The organism is Aeromonas sp. R3-1 (genome assembly GCF_040908345.1).
GTDB classification, from domain to species: Bacteria; Pseudomonadota; Gammaproteobacteria; order Enterobacterales; family Aeromonadaceae; genus Aeromonas; species Aeromonas veronii.
Map to the genome: position 1 here is coordinate 1 of NZ_JBFODN010000252.1, position 16,820 is coordinate 16,820.

The following is a 16,820-nucleotide window of genomic DNA, read 5'->3' on the forward strand; positions in this document are numbered from 1 at the left end:
CAATGACAGACTTGGCGGCTGGTCCCCACAGGGGCAGAACAGCAAACGACTCAGCAGATAAACAAGGCATCCATGCCCGGCAGATCAACCACGCCAGAACGGCTTGGTGGTCTCTTGATAACGGTCAGCTTCGTTCAGGCCGATGTCTTTGAGCAGGTACTCGGGCAGCTCGGAGAGCTGGCGACGGCTGCGGCTGCGCTCCAGCCAGGTCAGAACGGTCATTTTAACGCGAGCAACCAGATTCAATTGGCTGGAATGCTGGTAACCGGTTTCGGTATAAGTCATGTTGGCCATGATGTGGCTCCTCTGAATATTTGTTTACGCACTGGGCTTTATTTGATGCGCAAAGCTTAGTCAGGGAGCAGGGCCGACTCAATTGACGAATTTTGATACGTTACATTAGGAAAACTAATAGTAAAAAACTGACTGATATAATTTTAATACTTTGATTTATAAAGAATAATTAAGTCACTATTCGACCATCAACGGCCCGCAGCATATTGTGCTACATGGCACCACCTTACATATGCAATTTACCGCATTGCCTATGCACTCGCCAATGGACGCGCCATGACTGGCAACCCCGTCATTACATTCGATTGTTAATTCTTCGATCTATTGGTGATCTTAAATTAACACAATGAAACATAAAACAAACTTACTTTTCCTCCCGCGCAGCTCCCTCGATGAGGACCCGAAAACGCCCCTCTTGGCGCGCAACCGGCATACTGGTATGGTTATTTATACAGTAGTTTACTCCCCTGCCCTGACGCCATCGTTTATGCCGTCAGAGGCGGATGAAACCACAGGATCATCGATGGATACCTTTACCCCGACCGCCGCCCTGCGCCAACAGATGGCCGCCATTGAAGCCTCTCTCAACCAGCTGGCCGATCTGCTTGGCCAGCTCGAGCTGCAGGAGGCTCATGTCTATCCCCTCCCCCCGGTTGCACAGGGGGAAGAGCACGACCCGATCGAGCAAATTGAGGTGGGCTATCTCAACGGTGAAGCCGCGCTGGCGGCCACCCTCGCCGCCTATCGGGACCACAGCGCCCGCCCCGGCTGCTCCACCAAGGCGACTCATCGGCTGCCCGGCTGGTTGCGCTTCCCTGCCGCCACAGCCCCCTTGCTGCAACCGCTGATCGACCAAATCAACCAGCACAAACTCGATTTCAAAGCGCTGGTGCAGCAGGCGGGGGGACGGGACGAGAAGTTCGAGCTGGTACATACCGCCCTGCCCGGGGTGATCACTCTGCAGGTCTACCGCAAACTGACCCTGCTGGCGGGGGAGCTGCAATCCCTCGGCTTTACCTGGGCCGACAAGCAGACCATCAATCGCCTAAGTCGCGAGCAGGTGCTTGAGATGCTGGAGCGCAGCCGCCGCTATATACCGGCCCTCTCCAACAACGAGGAGTGGAGCAAGATGGTGGATCAGGAGGTGTACGACATTCGCCGCCTACCTGCCGATGCCGAGCTGCGGATCCGCCGCCCGGTCAAGACCCACCCGATGATCAACCTGCTCTGGCTGGAGCGCACCCCGCGCAAGCAGCAGATCAAGGCGAGCCTGCCTCTGCTGCTCTGCTCCGATACCCCGCCCGCGGTCACTCATCTGGGCAACTATCCCCCCAAGAGCCGGCAGGCGCGGCGGGATCGCAAGATTGGCGGCGAGCCCATCATCGAGCGGCTGCACCTCTATCTCTATCAGGGGTGATTGGATCAGGGATAGTTGGTTCAGGGATAACTGCGTCGCCTTGCCGCGATAAACGAGTATCCCGCATCTGCGTCCCAAACGAGAAAAGGGAGAACATCTCTGGATGTTCTCCCTTTTCTGTATCGATAGACGGTATGTCAGGCGGCGTCGCCAATCAGCCCATCAGCAGGGCCCGCAGGCTCTCCACATCCAGCCCGCGCACCTCGGACTGGCCGCTCAGCAGGCCATCGGCCAGCGCCCGCTTCTCGTCGTGCAGAGCGACGATCTTCTCCTCCACCGTCTGCTCGCACACCAGCCGGTACACGGTCACCGGCTGGGTCTGGCCCATGCGGTGGGCCCGATCGCTCGCCTGATCTTCCACCGCCGGGTTCCACCAAGGATCGAGGTGCAGCACGGTATCGGCCTGGGTGAGGTTGAGGCCGGTCCCCCCTGCCTTGAGGCTGATGAGGAACAGCGGCACCTCCTCATGACGAAAACGCAGGATGGAGTCCTGACGGGACTTGGCGGAGCAGCCCCCATCCAGATAGCAGTAATCCCAGGATTTCTGTTCGATGCGGGCCCGCAACAGACTCAGCAGATCGACAAACTGGCTGAACACCAGCACCCGATGACCGCCGTCGATCGCCTCTTCCAGCAGGGCCATCGCCTCGTCCAACTTGCTGCTGGTTTGCGACCACTCTGGCATCACCAGCTCCGGCGAGCAGCAGAGGCGGCGAAGCCGGGTCAGGCCACTCAGCACATGCATCAGGGCGCGGCCATCGGCGCTTTGCACCTGCTGCACCACTTCCCGCCGGGTCGCCTCGTAGAGCTGACGCTCTTCGGGGGAGAGGCTGATGTGGTGGATGATCTCGGTCTTGTCCGGCAGCTCGGTCAACACCTGCTGCTTGAGACGACGCAGGATGAAGGGGCTGATCACCGCCCGCAGCAGCGCCATGTGCTGGGGATCCTTGACCGCTTTGCCAAAGCGACGCTTGAACTCGCCAAGGCTGCCGAGCAGCCCCGGGTTGATAAAAGTGAAGAGGCTCCACAGCTCCCCCAGATGGTTCTCGATGGGGGTGCCGGAGAGGGCGAGGCGAAAATCGCCGTCGAGCTGGAACAGCAGCTTGGCGCGCTGAGTGCCGGCGTTTTTGATCTGCTGCGCCTCATCGAGCACCATGGAAGACCAGCGGCGCGCCTTGAGCGCCTCCGCCAGGCTGCCAAGCATGCCGTAGTTGATGAGGATCACCTGACCGGCCTTGGCCTCGCGAATGATCCCCTCCCGCTCGGCCGGGTTCTCGAACACCACCACATCCAGCTCGGGGGCGAAACGGGCCACCTCCTCCTGCCAGTTGGTGACCACTGACTTGGGCACCACCACCAGCGCAGGGCCAAGGTGTTGGCGCATCCGCAGCACAATCAGCGCCTGCAGCGTCTTGCCCAGACCCATGTCATCGGCCAGACAGGCACCAAAACCGTGATGGGCCAGGGTCGCCATCCAGCGCACCCCCTCTTTCTGATAGTCCCGCAGGGAGGTGAGCAGCTCGTCCGGACAATCGACCTCCTGCTGCCACTCCTGCTGAAGGGATTGCCACGCTGCATCCCCTTCGGTGGTAATGACCGAGAGCAGACGAGTCAGGGGATAGGCCAGCTTGTTGTTGATGCGCTGCTCTTCATCGAGCATGGCCCCCAGCATGGTGAGCCGTTCCACCAGCTTGTCGCTCAGCATCAGGCTGGTCTTCTCGTCGAGCTGAACGGTGCGCTGCCCCGGGGTCATCTGGCGCAGAATAAGGCGCAGATCGAGGATCTGGTGCTCATCGAGGGCCAGTGCCCCTTCGACCTGGAACCAGTCCTGCCGCCGCTCGATGCGCAGGCTCAGAGCTGCTTCATCAAGGCTCTTGAGGCGAGCGCTGTCCTGATGCCAGTGAATGACCACACCGGCATCCACCAGCTCGGGCAGGGCATTGACCAGCGCCAGCGCCTGTTCCCCCTGCAGCAGCCACTCGCTGCCGGGCAGGCCGATGGGCAATTGATTGCGCAGCAACTGGGCCTGCAGCTTCTCGGCCGCGAGATCCCGCTGCCAGTAGTGGTACGCCTTGATCCCCTGCCGCACGATCGCCTCCCCCTTGCCAAGGGGCTGGGGCGGCAGATCCTCAAAGCGGGTCACCAGCTTGACCGACAGCTGACCATCCTGCCAATCCAGTTGCACCGAAGGAATGCCCGGCCAGGGAGCCAGTTCGGCGTTGCCGCTAAGCCCCGCAACCTGACTGTGCCAAGGCAACTCGGGAATGGCGTCCAGGGTGCGTTGCAGCTCGGCCAGCCCCTCGGCGGGCAGCAGCGGGATGGATTCGAGCGCTGGCAAGCGGTCGAGCAGCGGCTGCGGGGTGAGGATGAGCTGCCACAGATCCTGCGCCAGCGGCATGATATGGGCCCCGCGGGCGGCCGCATCGGGGCAGAGCTGCGCGCTCATCCCCTGCTCGGTGGCCACCACCTGCAGCAGGGGGGCGCTGATGGCCAGTTGCAGCTTTTGCCCCTTGGCGTTGAACAAACGGGGGTGATCGGCCAGCGGCGCCCAGACATCCCGCGGCAGCCGTCCCATCACCCGTGGCAGGGTGCGGACCAGTGCCCAGTCGTGCTCATCGAGCATGGCGGCATACTGGGTAGAGAGCAGGGCCGGATCGACCCGGCGACCGGCGGTCCACTCCCCCTTGGTACTCAGCTTCTGGATCTTGCACTCCAGCTCGGGGCCGTCGGCATGGAGCAGCCACACCAACCGCTCTTGCGGCTTGCGCATGCCACTGGCGCGTCCCAGCCCCTGCAACCAGTTGAGCCAGCTGGCAGAGGCCGCGGTTTTATCCTCATCCCCGTCATCATCCTGCTCGTCACTGCCCTCTTGCGCACTCTCCTCACTGCCGCGCAGTTGGCACAGGGGCGCCCCTTTGGCCGCCTCGCCCAACAAGATACGCAGCAGATCCTGACAAAAGGCCATCAGGCGATGATGGGGCTCGGCATCGAGCAGATGGGAGAGATCCCACTTGTGCAACATGGCCACCTGCGGGCTCTGGGCTCCGTGACGGGCCAGCGCGCAGAGATCGAGCCAGAGATAGCCCCAGTGGAGCTCCTCCACCGGCAGCTGCAGGGTATCGAACAGGCCGACCGCCTGACCGTGGCGATCGCCCGCCCACTGGCTGAGCAAGTCGGCAAGCAGGGGGAACTGGCCAGTCAGACTGCGCTGCCACTTCTTGCGCTGTTCGCTGGCGATGACGGGATCGGCCTGCTGTAACCAGCCAAGCCAGAGCAGGGCGCTGAACGAACGGGGCCACTGGCCCGCCTCACCCTCATCGGTTGCCTGCCACTGGCCCAGCGCGGTGAGCAGTCGCTCGCCAAGCGGGCCGCTCTGGCTCTGCTGGGCCAGCGCCTGCAGGGCCGGCCAGCCGGGGGCGGCATCCTGGTCCTCGCCGGTTAGCGATGTGCTCTCGCCATCCCCGCAGAGCCAGCGCCACTCCGCCTCAAACGCTTTGGCCCGGGCCTGCACCTCGGGGGCGCAGCGCACCAGCGCATTGGCCAGCGGCCAGCGCTCTTCATAGGGGGCATCGAGCAAGAGTTGCAGCGAGAAGTGCTCCAGCAACATTTGCTGCCAGGCGGGGCTGGAGCCCGCCAGCAACTGGTGAGCGTCCGGGGTATCAAGCAGGGTCAGCAGATCGCTGGCCGAGAAATAGGTGGGGATCTCCCCCGCTTTGCCGCGGCAGAGCTCGCGCACCACCGCATGGGTAAGATCCTGCCCGGTCAATGAGGGCACCCGGCTCCAGTCCGGCGCCGGGCAGAGACCGGCACGCACCCCCAGGATCAGCGCCAGCGTCCCCTCGGCGGTCAGGCTCCACTGCTGCTCCCCGCGCAATCTGACCAGCCCCACATCCTGCAGTCGGGTCAGTTTATCGATCAGGGCATGGCCTATCGCCAGTTGTTCTTGCAGCAAACGGGTACTGGCAACGCGCTGCAATTGCAGGGTTGCGAGCAGGGCATAACTATCCGAAGAGAGGGTGGACGCAGACATCAAGACTCACGGGCAAGTGCAAAAGCGGAATTTTAACGGTAAAGCGCCAGCGGCTCGACCCTTTACCGTGAAATAACTCAAAAAAAAAACGGCCATCCATGATGACCGTCGAAAGTAACGAAGGAAATAGCCGGAACATCCGGTTACCTCCCACAGCGGGAAAATCGGGAGCGCTAGCCCCTAATTCGTGGAGCCAATGCTAGAGGTTGGCGCCCGAAAAAGCTTTGAAGCGGATCACAGTTGAAAAGGATTTCTGAAAACGGTTTCAATTTTTAGCGGCAAAAAACCATGATTTCGCGCCAAATGAGCCATGTCCCAACCACTCCTGCTCACCCGGCACAAGCGGTAGAAAACCCTATAACGGTCGCTTGTCGAACGCCCCTGTGCGGGCAGCTGTCAGCTGTATAGCTTCATCAGAACCTGCCACCCCTAGGCTAGATTTCAGGGCAACCGGACATGGCCGAGATGGGCCAGGAGAGCACGAATCGGCTCCCTCCCTGCCCGGTAGCTTGGCAAACCGCGCTGCCACCGTGGGCCTCGGCAATCGCCTTGACCACGGCGAGTCCGAGTCCGCTGCCGCCGCTCTTGCGCGAGCGTGACGGATCTCCCCGACGAAACGCATCAAAGATACAGGCGGCGACCTCCTCGCTGATGCCTGGCCCCTCATCTTCCACACTCAGGACGCACACACTCTCCGAGCGATGCAGCCGCACGGTCAGCAGGCCAGGCAGCGCGTGCTTCTGGGCATTTTCCAACAGCGCCATCAGAGCCTGTCGGATACGAAACAGATCGCAGCAGACATGAAGTTCGCTATCGAGCTCCCGCTGCAACACAAATCCGCTCGCCGCCAGAGGGCTGGCAAACGCCTCAAGCACCACGGCAAGCTCGTCGGCCAGCCTGACCTCGGCCCGCTGCAACTCCAGATGACCGCTGTCGTTGAGGCTCAATACCCGCAAATCCTCGATCAGGTGATTGAGCCCCTCCACTTGGCGCAGTAATCCCTCGAAGAGTTCGCTGCTGGGAGGAAATACCCCTTCGGCCAGCCCCTGCAAGCGGCCGCGCAAAATGGTGACGGGAGTGCGCAATTCGTGGGCGATGGCGGCATTCCAGAACTCCCGCTCGCGGGTCATGCTCTGCAGCCGCTCGGCCATAGTATTGAAGTCGCGCACCAGTTGCGCCGTCTCCCCGATCGCCTGCTCATCCTCCGGCACGCGGGCATCGAGTTTGCCCTCGGCCACCTCGCGCAGGCTGGTTGCCACCGAGTTGAGGGGAGTCAGGATGCGGCGAGAGAGGCGCACCGCCACGTACAGCGCCATCCCCAATGCAATGAGAATGGTGGAACCGATCCATAACATCTCGACTCTGGAGGGCACCCAGGTCTCGGAGATGCTGCCCGGCACAAACGCCACGGCGATGCCATAAAACACATAGGTGCCGATCACCGCGAGGGAGATGATACCAAGCGTCATCAAGCCCAGAGAACGGATGATCTGCCTGCGAAGGCCGGGCGCCGATTTCATGCATCGCCCCCGAAGCGATAGCCAACCCCCCAGACACTGGCGGGGACCCCCTGAATGCCGTGTGTCTCCAGTTTTTTGCGCAACTTGCTGATGTGGCTATCCACCGTACGCTCCTGGGTATCCCCCTCCGGCAAGCAGTGAGTCAGCAGTTCGGCGCGGCTGAACGCCCGTTTCGGCGCCCGCATCAAAGAGGCGAGCAACTTGAACTCGGTCAGGGTCAGCTCCAGCACCTGCTGCTGGTCATCGCGGAAAATGCTGGCCTCGTGGCTCTCCAGATCGATCTGAAACTGGCCGACCCGCAACACGTTCGCCGTGGCAGGCTTTACGGCCCGGGTGCGCCTGAGCACGGCCTGCACTCGCGCCACCACTTCGGCCGGATTGAAGGGTTTGACCACATAGTCATCCGCCCCCATGCGCAGCCCCATCAGCTTGTCGAGATCCTGATCGAGGGCGGTCAGCATGATCACCGGCGTATCGCCGCGCGCCCGGATCTCGCTGAGCACCTGCCAGCCATCCAGTTGCGGCATCTGCACATCCAGCAGCAGGAGATCGGGTTTGAATGCCTGATGCATGGCCAGCGCTTCACGGCCATCGGCGGCGTGCAGGGAGCGCAAGCCATGACGTTGCAGGTAAGCGGCGAGGATGTCGGCGATCTCGGCTTCATCCTCTGCAATCAGTACCAGTGACTGGCCCGCCGGGCTGGCGGAAGCATTGAGATGGGACATAGTCGGACTCGAAAAAAGGTGGCGTTGAACTTTATCATCGCCTCCATGGATTCTCCACAAAGCCTCGAATCATTCGCAATAGCCCCTCGCCATAATGGCCGCTCGATACACTCTTCGGTCACATCACACCGGAGAGACGGTTTAACGAGGTGAGTGGATGATGTTTGTCAAACAGCGGTATGCGGGCGCCCTGCTCGCCGTCATTGCCGCATTCGGGTTGGCGGGTTGCGATGTCGCGCCGCAAGAGCAGGAGGCACCCGCCCCTCCTCAGGTGTCGGTGCTGACATTGACTGGTCGGGAGCTGGTCATCAGCGAGGATCTCCCCGCCCGGGTGGCGGCACTGCGCAGCGCCGACATTCGCGCCCAGATCAGCGGCATCGTGCAGCGCCGCCTGTTCGAGCAGGGCGCCGAGATCAGCGCAGGCACCGTGCTGTTCCAGATAAACCCGGCCCCCTTCAAGGCCGATGTCGACAGCGCTGCCGCAGTATTGCAACGGGCCGAGGCCGTGCTGGCCCGCGCCCGCATCCAGATTGAGCGCCTGAAGCCGCTGCTGCGCACCGACGCCATCAGCCGCCAGACCTATGACGATGCGATCTCCCAGCGGGATCAGGCGGCTGCCGATGTAGCCCAGGCCAGGGCGACCCTGGCCCGGCACCAGCTGAACCTGCAATTTGCCAGCGTGGAGGCCCCCATCGCCGGGCGCATCGATCAGGCGCTGGTGAGTGAAGGGGCCCTGGTGTCGCCCACCGATGCCACCCCCATGGCCCGGATCCAGCAGATTGATCAGGTCTACGTCGATGTGCGCCAACCGGCCTCGGTGCTGGAATCCCTGCGCCAACAGGCTGGCTCAACGGCACCGGAACTGGCGGTGGAGATCCTCGGCAGCAATGGCACGCCGCAGGGGATGCAGGGGCACATCCTCTTCTCCGGTATCGAGGTCGATGCCGGAACCGGCGACGTGCTGCTGCGGGTGCTGGTGGATAACCCTGAGCGGCGCCTGTTGCCCGGCCTCTATGTGCAGGCGCGCATCCCTCGGGCCCGCTATGCCAACGCCCTGACCGTGCCCCAGCAGGCGGTAGTTCGCACCTCGGGTCAAGCCAGCGTGTGGGTGGTGGATGGCCAGGGGCAGGCACAGCTGGTTCCGGTCAATACCGCTGAACTGGTGAATAACCAGTACCGCATCGCGTCCGGGCTCAGTGCCGGGCAACAGGTGGTGATCGAAGGGATCGACCGTCTGACCCCGGGGGTTCAGGTCATTGCCTCCCCCTGGCAACCACCCGTCGTCAGCCAACCGGCTGACAGCGGCATTCGCTGAATCGGAGAGTTATCCATGCCGCAGTTTTTTATCCATCGCCCGGTGTTTGCCTGGGTGATCGCCCTGTTCATCGTGCTGGCAGGGGTCATCGCCATCCCCAAGCTCCCCATCTCCCGCTATCCCTCGGTGGCGCCGGTGTCGGTGACCCTCTATGCCACCTATCCGGGCGCCACACCGCAGACCCTGAACGATGCGGTGGTGAGCCTTATCGAGCGCGAGCTGTCGGGAGTGAAGAACCTGCTCTACTTCGAGTCCTCTGTGGACGCCTCGGGCAGCGCGCAGATCACTGCCACCTTCAAGCCGGGCACCGATCCGGAGCTGGCCCAGATGGACCTGCAAAACCGCATCAAGGCGGTCGAACCTCGCTTGCCACAAGCGGTGCGGCAAACCGGCCTGCAGGTGGAGTCCGCCTCCTCCGGCTTTCTGATGATGGTCGGCATGACCGCACCGGATGGCCGCTTTGATGAGGTTGCCCTCAACGACTACATGGCACGCAATATTGTGCAGGAGTTGCGCCGCATCGACGGGGTAGGACGAGTGCAACTGTTCGGCGCCGAGCAGGCCATGCGCATCTGGGTAGATCCGGCCAAACTCGCCGCCTACGGGCTGACTATCAGCGAGGTGGCACAGGCCATCGAGCAGCAGAATATCCAGATTGCCCCAGGGCGCCTCGGTGACGAACCCGCCCTGCCGGGGCAGAGCCTGACGGTTCCCCTCACGGTTCAAGGCCAACTGACGACCCCCGAGGCATTCGCCGCCATCGTGCTGCGAGCCGGTGGTGATGGCGCCAAGCTGGTGCTGGGTGATGTCGCCCGGGTCGAGCTGGGGGCACAATCCTACGCCTTCTCCAACCGGGAGAACGGGGTGGCCGCCACCAGCGCCGCCATCCAGCTCTCCCCCGGCGCCAACGCCGTGCGTACCGCCGATGCGGTGCGCACCCGTCTCGCCCAGCTCGCCCCCACCCTGCCTGCGGGCATGGCCTATTCGATCCCGTTTGACTCGGCTCCCTTCGTCAAGGTCTCCATCGAAAAGGTGATCCACACCCTGCTGGAAGCCATGGTGCTGGTGTTTCTGGTGATGTTTCTCTTCCTGCAGAACCTGCGCTACACCCTGATCCCGGCCATCGTCGCCCCCATCGCTCTGCTTGGCACCTTCGCAGTGATGCTGTTGGCCGGTTTTTCGATCAACTCCCTCACCATGTTCGGCATGGTGCTGGCCATCGGCATCATAGTCGACGACGCCATCGTGGTGGTGGAGAACGTCGAGCGCCTGATGGCCACCCGGGGGCTGTCGCCCCGTGAGGCGACCTCGCAAGCCATGAAAGAGATCACCGGGGCGGTGATCGGCATCACCCTGGTGCTCACGGCGGTGTTCCTTCCCATGGCGTTTGGCAGCGGCTCGGTGGGGGTCATCTACCAGCAGTTCACCCTGTCAATGGCGGTGTCGATCCTGATTTCGGCCTTCCTCGCCCTGACCCTGACGCCTGCGCTCTGCGCCACCCTGCTGCGTCCGGTCAGTCCGGATCATCATGAGAAGCGCGGCTTCTTCGGTGCCTTCAACCGGGGTTTCGAGCGGTTCACAGCAGGCTACGGTGCGCGGGTAACCCGGCTGGTCGGGCGCAGCGGACGGATGATGGCAACCTTTGCCGCCCTCTGCGCCGTGCTGGCCATCGGCGCCGCCCAGCTGCCCTCCTCTTTCCTGCCGGACGAGGATCAGGGCTACTTCATGACCTCCATCCAGCTGCCGACCGGCGCCACCAGCGAGCGTACTCTTGAGGTGGTCAAGGCCTTCGAGGCTCACGTCGCCTCTCGCGAGGCGCTGGACACCAACCTGGTGGTGCAGGGCTTCAGCTTCTCCGGCGCAGGCCCCAATGCCGCCATGGCCTTCACCATGCTAAAAGATTGGGATCAGCGTCATGGTGCCACGGCAGCCGAAGAGGCAGATCGGGCACAAGCGGCTATGGCAAATATTCCTGAAGGCACGGTAATGAGCCTGCTGCCGCCCGCCATCGACGAGCTGGGCACCGCCTCCGGCTTCACCCTGTTCCTGCAAGACAGAGCCAACCGGGGAGATGCCGCGCTGCTGGCCGCTCAGGCACAGCTGCTGGAACTGGCCGCCAACAGCCAGGTAGTCAGTGATGTGTATCCCGACAATCTGCCTCCCGGCGAGAGCATTCACCTCGAGATCAATCGACAGAAGGCCGAAGCCATGGGACTCTCGTTCGCCAGCGTAAGCAGTACCCTGTCTGCCGCAATGGGGTCACTCTACGTCAACGACTTCCCCAATGGCGGGCACATGCAGCAGGTCATTCTGCAGGCCGACGCGTCGGCGCGCATGCAGCTCGATGATGTGCTCGGCCTGCGGGTGCGCAATGCCAGCGGTGGCATGGTCCCCCTGCGGGAGGTGGTGACACCGGAATGGCGCGAATCGCCGCAACAGATGATGCGCTTCGATGGCTTCCCTGCCGTGCGTATTGCCGGGGGGGCCGCGCCCGGCATCTCCAGCGGAGCGGCGATGGCGGAGATGGAGCGTCTGGTGGCGCAATTGCCGCCAGGCTTCACATTGGCCTGGACGGGACAGTCGTTGCAAGAGCGCCAATCGGCCGAGCAGGCCCCCCTGCTGATGCTGTTGTCCGCGCTGGTGGTCTTCCTGGTGCTGGCGGCACTCTACGAGAGCTGGTCGATCCCGCTCTCGGTGATGCTGGTGGTGCCGCTGGGCCTGCTCGGTGCCGTCGCGGCCGTGATGCTGCGCGGCATGCCCAACGACGTCTTCTTTAAAGTAGGCATGATCACCATCATCGGTCTGTCGGCCAAGAACGCCATCCTCATCGTGGAGTTTGCGCGCCAGTTGCACAGTGAAGGGCGCTCGCTGCTTGATGCGGCTGTCACTGCTGCCCGCCTGCGCCTGCGCCCCATTCTGATGACCTCGCTGGCCTTCACCCTCGGGGTGGTGCCCTTGATGCTCGCCAGTGGCGCCAGCGCGGAGACCCAGCACGCCATCGGCACCGGCGTGTTTGGCGGCATGATCAGCGGCACCCTGCTGGCCATCTTCTTCGTACCGATCTTCTTCGTCTTCGTCATCGGCACCCAGGCGCGCATTCAGGCCTGGCGGGCACGACGAGCAGCCAACAGCATTCATCCGGATCGATGACCACAGATACACAGGCGGCCGGATAGTCCCTCAACACCTCACCAAAAGAAAAAGCCCAACCTGCTAAACAGGTTGGGCTTGGCATGTGGCGGAGAGACAGCCAGTGCAATCATCACTTTAGGAAGTTGAATTTTAAAGCATTTTGAATCAATACAAAGTCGCAATGTACCAATCACTGTACCTATATCCCTCCACCCAAATCATCGTATTCCCCCCGCGACAAGCAAACCAAATGAACTAAAAAGCAACATCATTATGAAAACAAAGTCTAAAAAACACCCAAAAACGTTATGAAAAACATAACAAAAAACGCCGAAATGTTATGAAAAACATAACAAAAACGTTATGAAAAACATAACCTTAGAAAAAAAATTTGATGTGGAGTTTTTAAATTAGTGATTCACTGCGCTCACTGTACGGACAGGGACAACACCGTACGCTGACCAACTGCTACGCAAGGAGCTCAGTATGAATCAAAACGCCACTCCTCAGACTTACCCCAAAGGTACCAAGCGCCCTTGCGCCTCTGCCCCAGCAACAATTAAGGCCAAACTGCGCTCATCAACTACCTGCTCCTACCATTTCCTTTCTCTTTACGAAGTGCTGGCTTTAATCCCTGTCAGCAAGACGACTTGGTATGACGGAATGAAGCAGGGTCTCTACCCGCAAAATTACAAGCTCGGTCGTCGCCGCGTCGCTTGGCGCAGCTGTGATATCGAGGACTTGATGCAGAAGTTGGTCGGGGGGATGTAACCATGACCACCGCCCTCTCCTTGGAAGACTCAATGACTGACATGGGCGTGAAGCCATCACGCGCATTGAACCCTACTCCTGGTCAGGTTCTCCGCTTTCATATTCAAGGGGACCGCCCTGGTACAAGCAATGGTTGGTTGATCACCGACGAGTTGGGTAATCACGCCGTCTTTGGCTCGTGGAAGTTGGGAATAAAGTGCGTATGGCGGCCAATCGGACCCGCAATACCAAGCTATATCCGTGCCCAACTCACTCAGCAAGCAAAAGCAGCTGAGGCACATCGGCTTGCCGAGACCCAAGCAAAGGCACTCAAGGAAGCCAAAGAGATCTGGGGGGCAGCCGAGCCCCCATACCAACACGCTTACCTTGCACGCAAACAAATCTCAGGGGTCGGTGCTCGTCAGTTTGGTAACCGGTTGATAGTACCGGTCTTCAATGCACGCTCCCAGTTGTTGAGCTTGCAAGACATCGATGAAAGCGGGAATAAGCGCTTCCATCGGGGGTTGTCACTCAAGGGCGGGTTCTTACTCCTTGGCCCTTCACCCAAGTCCGGCGCCCCCGTATTGCTTTGCGAAGGCTATTCAACCGGGGCCACGCTGTTTGAGAACCTCGGCCTGCCGGTCGCCATTGCATTTTCTGCCGGTAACCTGCTCGAGGTCGGCCATATCATTCGCACGCTTTATAGCAGCAGCAAGCTGTGGGTGTGTGCAGACAACGATCATGCCACTACAGGCAACCCCGGACTAACCAAAGCGCGTGCAGCAGCTTATCAACTGCACGGCCGCTTGATTGTGCCACCGACCATCCCCGGCATAACCGACTTCAATGACCTCTTCTGCCTTAACGGCAAAGCCGCACTGCTCGCGTGTGTTGAGGCCGCTCCTCCAGCCCATTAAATCCGGTGTCACGGCGTCACTGTGTCACAAACCCCAACGAGACCGGATCGTTCAACCAACTTTATATAAAGGAATATCTCATGAATACAAAGCGTTATGAGCTGAAGGCCGAGCCCTTCCAGTTAGGTCCCATTGAGTTTCAAGATGGACTCTACTGTGTCACCACTGACAAAGGTCAAGACGATGTTTGGAGCAGGATCGGTGCTCCACTCTGGGTAACAGCCTGCGGGCGCGACACTGCGGGTCTAGGCTGGGGCTTGCAAGTACGCTGGTATAGCCCTGATGGTCGACCGCAGGAGGCGTTCATTCCACACGTTCACCTGCTGGCTGAGGGGCGTGAAGCATTGATGAAGCTGATGGACGGGGGCTATCGCTTCAACTTGGGAATGAAGAGACAGCTGATTGACTATCTCAACTCGAAGAACCCCTACAAGACGTTCATTCGGGTTGATCGACTAGGCTGGATCCCGGATACCCACATCTTCATGTTGGGAGATGGACCGGTGGGATCTACCAACGACAATGAGTACACCTATACCGGGAATAACCCAACCCAATCCGACGTGGCAGGCACCTTGGACGAGTGGCGTGATGACGTTGCAGCGCTGTGCCTTGGCAACAGCCGCTTGCTATTAAGTACCTCGCTTGCTTTCGTTGGCCCCTTGCTGCGCTTGACCAATCAGAGCAGCTTTGGCGTCCATCTGGTGGGGCCATCCTCAATTGGCAAGAGCACCGCCATGTTGGTTGCAGCTAGTGTGCTCGGCAAGCCTGCCAACAAGATCCAGACGTGGAATGCCACCAAGGTGGGATTGGAAACCACTGCGGGCTTGTTCAACGACAGTACCCTCTTTCTGGACGAAATCGGGCAGGCTGACCCTCATGTTCTAGGCGACACCATCTACATGCTGGCCAACGGCGAAGGACGAGCTCGTGCCAATGCAGATCTGTCGCGCCGTGCCAAACTGCAATGGCGAACAACCTTCCTCAGCAACGGGGAAGTTGACTTGGAGCACAGCCTTGCCTCGGTCGGTAAGCGTCACAAAGCTGGCCATGATGTCCGCATGATCAATATTGAGGCCGATACAGACCGGCATGGCATCTTCGAAGAGTTGCATGGCTACCCGAATGGTGCCTCCCTTTCCAAGGCCCTCGCAGAACGGACTGCCCAGTATCATGGCATTGCCTTCCGATCTTTTGTTGAAGAGCTGACCTTGGACATCAATGGTGCTCAGGCATTCGTTGACGAACATCGCGCTGACATGATGCGACGGCTTGGAGCCAAAGAGTGTGATGGCCAAGTGCAAAGGGTAGCCGATGCATTCGGATTGATATCAGCTTCAGGTGAGTTGGCCAACCGCTTCGGGATCACAGGTTGGCCTGCGGGTAGTGTAGCAGCTGTTGTCGAGCAACTATTCCGCAAGTGGCTCGCAAGGCGTGGTACAAGCGGCTCCCTTGAAGAAGCAAACATTATCGAGCAGTTGGTCGACCTACTCGAAGGGCGCCACGGGCAGTACCTTGCCGATGGGCCGAATGTAACGAAGCTGGGGGAGACTTACGGCTACAAGCTCGGGCCCGACCTGCACCTCTACGTGTATGGTTTTAAAAAGACCTTCGCCGATTTTAACGCCAACTACGTCCATAAGGTGTTGCGTAAACACGGCATTCTCACGCATGGCACCGGCCGCGACCTGCCACGCCACAGCCAATCCAGGGTGTACCAATTGTCGTTAGACAAGATCGCGGACGCCCACGACAGGCTGTTGTCGGAACAAGGAGGAGAGTAAACAACAGGGGCCGCAGGACGCGGCCCCTTTTCTTGTTTGCTATTAATGCAGGGGGGATTGTGGTTCGTCGGTGCAGTCCTCATCAAGCCAGTGCTGCCGCTTGTGAGTCAACTGGGCAACCAACTCTTCCTGTGACCATACCCTCTCGCGTAGGTCGGTCTCGACACGGCCTCGCAGTTGCTCAAAGAAATGTTCATCCGCGATAGCCATCAGGTAGGCCAACTCCAGTACTTCGTCGCCGTTGAGCGAGACGCGGCGAGCCTTTCGCTTAGCACTGGCGCTCACCTTCTCTTCCCACTTGGTGTGGCCAACATGGAGCCCAAGGAGAGACGGGTTCAGACCGGAGATGATGCGCTCACTCAATCCCCACTTGATGCTATCCATCAACGGCTTGCCCAGAATGCCCCCTGTTGCCACCGTCAGTGACGCGACAAACAGGCTGAAGTCCAACAACTCCTCCTTGGTCAGCTGACCGTTATCCAGCATCCGCTGGATCGACCGGCCAGACTTGCCAAAGAGTCGCTCTATGAGATCGAGATTCACTTTCATGATGGTGTCCTTTGGTTTTGGCACTATTGCCGCCCCAAGATTTAAGTCCCCCTTTAGGGGGACAAATGGCCACCAAATGCAATTGATATTTATTCCCATCAAGTTGGGTGTAACTTCATAAGTTCATGAAAGATATTGGGCCACAGGTCGATTGATGCGGCCCTGCTCGACGGGAGCTCGAACGCACTTCCCCTCCCCTGGGTCATGCCAAAGATGGGGTTCGTTTCCTATTATAGGAAACGAACATTCTAGCAATTTCAATTGGTTACAATACCTAGCAGCGGTCATAACAGCACACTCACCCGCAAAGGATGAGTCAAGGGTGAGTGTGGCTGTCGGTTGCACAAGGGAGAAAAACCGGTACCGACGAGGTGGTGGGGGTGGATC

General features: G+C 60.4%; 11 protein-coding genes. 6 read left to right on the forward strand and 5 right to left on the reverse strand.

Annotated elements, in window-relative coordinates; translation table 11 throughout:
• Positions 1-84: 84 nt before the first annotated feature.
• Positions 85-294, reverse strand: a complete 210-nt coding sequence (locus tag AB5Y85_RS17275; RefSeq protein WP_005337823.1) for a DUF1127 domain-containing protein — start codon at positions 292-294, stop codon at positions 85-87.
• Positions 295-817: 523 nt separating this feature from the next.
• On the opposite strand from AB5Y85_RS17275, the gene AB5Y85_RS17280 reads away from it, so the two are divergent.
• Entirely contained in the window at positions 818-1,711 is an 894-nt protein-coding gene (locus tag AB5Y85_RS17280; RefSeq protein WP_201950213.1) for a DNA replication terminus site-binding protein, read from the forward strand.
• Between the two features lie 154 nt (positions 1,712-1,865).
• Here the strand turns inward: AB5Y85_RS17280 and AB5Y85_RS17285 are convergent, their stop codons facing one another.
• The 3 genes from AB5Y85_RS17285 to AB5Y85_RS17295 all read right to left on the reverse strand — a co-directional run bounded on the left by AB5Y85_RS17285 (position 1,866) and on the right by AB5Y85_RS17295 (position 7,986).
• The gene (locus AB5Y85_RS17285) at positions 1,866-5,741 is read right to left on the reverse strand and encodes a DEAD/DEAH box helicase (RefSeq protein ID WP_257686651.1); all 3,876 of its coding nucleotides are present in this window, start codon (positions 5,739-5,741) and stop codon (positions 1,866-1,868) included.
• A gap of 434 nt (positions 5,742-6,175) precedes the next feature.
• Positions 6,176-7,261, reverse strand: a complete 1,086-nt coding sequence (locus tag AB5Y85_RS17290) for an ATP-binding protein (RefSeq protein WP_257686652.1) — start codon at positions 7,259-7,261, stop codon at positions 6,176-6,178.
• Positions 7,258-7,986 carry a response regulator gene (locus tag AB5Y85_RS17295; protein WP_139464099.1) on the reverse strand — a complete coding sequence of 243 codons (729 nt, stop codon included), beginning with the start codon at positions 7,984-7,986 and terminating at the stop codon, positions 7,258-7,260. Before AB5Y85_RS17295 ends, AB5Y85_RS17290 begins: the two co-directional genes overlap by 4 nt.
• A 157-nt stretch (positions 7,987-8,143) precedes the next feature.
• Between AB5Y85_RS17295 and AB5Y85_RS17300 the strand changes: the two genes are divergently transcribed.
• The 5 genes from AB5Y85_RS17300 (at position 8,144) to AB5Y85_RS17320 (ending at position 15,884) form a co-directional block, all read left to right on the forward strand.
• Positions 8,144-9,301 carry an efflux RND transporter periplasmic adaptor subunit gene (locus AB5Y85_RS17300; protein ID WP_368221860.1) on the forward strand — a complete coding sequence of 386 codons (1,158 nt, stop codon included), beginning with the start codon at positions 8,144-8,146 and terminating at the stop codon, positions 9,299-9,301.
• 15 nt (positions 9,302-9,316) lie between these two features.
• Positions 9,317-12,451, forward strand: a complete 3,135-nt coding sequence (locus tag AB5Y85_RS17305) for a multidrug efflux RND transporter permease subunit (RefSeq protein ID WP_368221861.1) — start codon at positions 9,317-9,319, stop codon at positions 12,449-12,451.
• Positions 12,452-12,919: 468 nt separating this feature from the next.
• Positions 12,920-13,204 (forward strand): AlpA family transcriptional regulator, encoded by a 285-nt coding sequence (locus AB5Y85_RS17310; protein WP_288728658.1) that lies wholly within the window; start codon positions 12,920-12,922, stop codon positions 13,202-13,204.
• 2 nt (positions 13,205-13,206) lie between these two features.
• The gene (locus AB5Y85_RS17315) at positions 13,207-14,100 is read left to right on the forward strand and encodes a toprim domain-containing protein (RefSeq protein ID WP_234879093.1); all 894 of its coding nucleotides are present in this window, start codon (positions 13,207-13,209) and stop codon (positions 14,098-14,100) included.
• 80 nt (positions 14,101-14,180) lie between these two features.
• Positions 14,181-15,884, forward strand: a complete 1,704-nt coding sequence (locus AB5Y85_RS17320; protein ID WP_368221865.1) for a DUF927 domain-containing protein — start codon at positions 14,181-14,183, stop codon at positions 15,882-15,884.
• 42 nt (positions 15,885-15,926) lie between these two features.
• On the opposite strand, the gene AB5Y85_RS17325 is transcribed toward AB5Y85_RS17320, so the two are convergent.
• Positions 15,927-16,433 (reverse strand): hypothetical protein, encoded by a 507-nt coding sequence (locus AB5Y85_RS17325; protein WP_201937154.1) that lies wholly within the window; start codon positions 16,431-16,433, stop codon positions 15,927-15,929.
• Positions 16,434-16,820 lie beyond the last annotated feature (387 nt).

Excerpts from the sequence above, each read along its gene's own strand:
- AB5Y85_RS17275 (WP_005337823.1), bottom strand. The coding sequence starts at position 294 with ATGGCCAACATGACTTATACCGAAACCGGTTACCAGCATTCCAGCCAA.
- AB5Y85_RS17280 (WP_201950213.1), top strand. The coding sequence starts at position 818 with ATGGATACCTTTACCCCGACCGCCGCCCTGCGCCAACAGATGGCCGCC.
- AB5Y85_RS17285 (WP_257686651.1), bottom strand. The coding sequence starts at position 5,741 with ATGTCTGCGTCCACCCTCTCTTCGGATAGTTATGCCCTGCTCGCAACC.
- AB5Y85_RS17290 (WP_257686652.1), bottom strand. The coding sequence starts at position 7,261 with ATGAAATCGGCGCCCGGCCTTCGCAGGCAGATCATCCGTTCTCTGGGC.
- AB5Y85_RS17295 (WP_139464099.1), bottom strand. The coding sequence starts at position 7,986 with ATGTCCCATCTCAATGCTTCCGCCAGCCCGGCGGGCCAGTCACTGGTA.
- AB5Y85_RS17300 (WP_368221860.1), top strand. The coding sequence starts at position 8,144 with ATGATGTTTGTCAAACAGCGGTATGCGGGCGCCCTGCTCGCCGTCATT.
- AB5Y85_RS17305 (WP_368221861.1), top strand. The coding sequence starts at position 9,317 with ATGCCGCAGTTTTTTATCCATCGCCCGGTGTTTGCCTGGGTGATCGCC.
- AB5Y85_RS17310 (WP_288728658.1), top strand. The coding sequence starts at position 12,920 with ATGAATCAAAACGCCACTCCTCAGACTTACCCCAAAGGTACCAAGCGC.
- AB5Y85_RS17315 (WP_234879093.1), top strand. The coding sequence starts at position 13,207 with ATGACCACCGCCCTCTCCTTGGAAGACTCAATGACTGACATGGGCGTG.
- AB5Y85_RS17320 (WP_368221865.1), top strand. The coding sequence starts at position 14,181 with ATGAATACAAAGCGTTATGAGCTGAAGGCCGAGCCCTTCCAGTTAGGT.
- AB5Y85_RS17325 (WP_201937154.1), bottom strand. The coding sequence starts at position 16,433 with ATGAAAGTGAATCTCGATCTCATAGAGCGACTCTTTGGCAAGTCTGGC.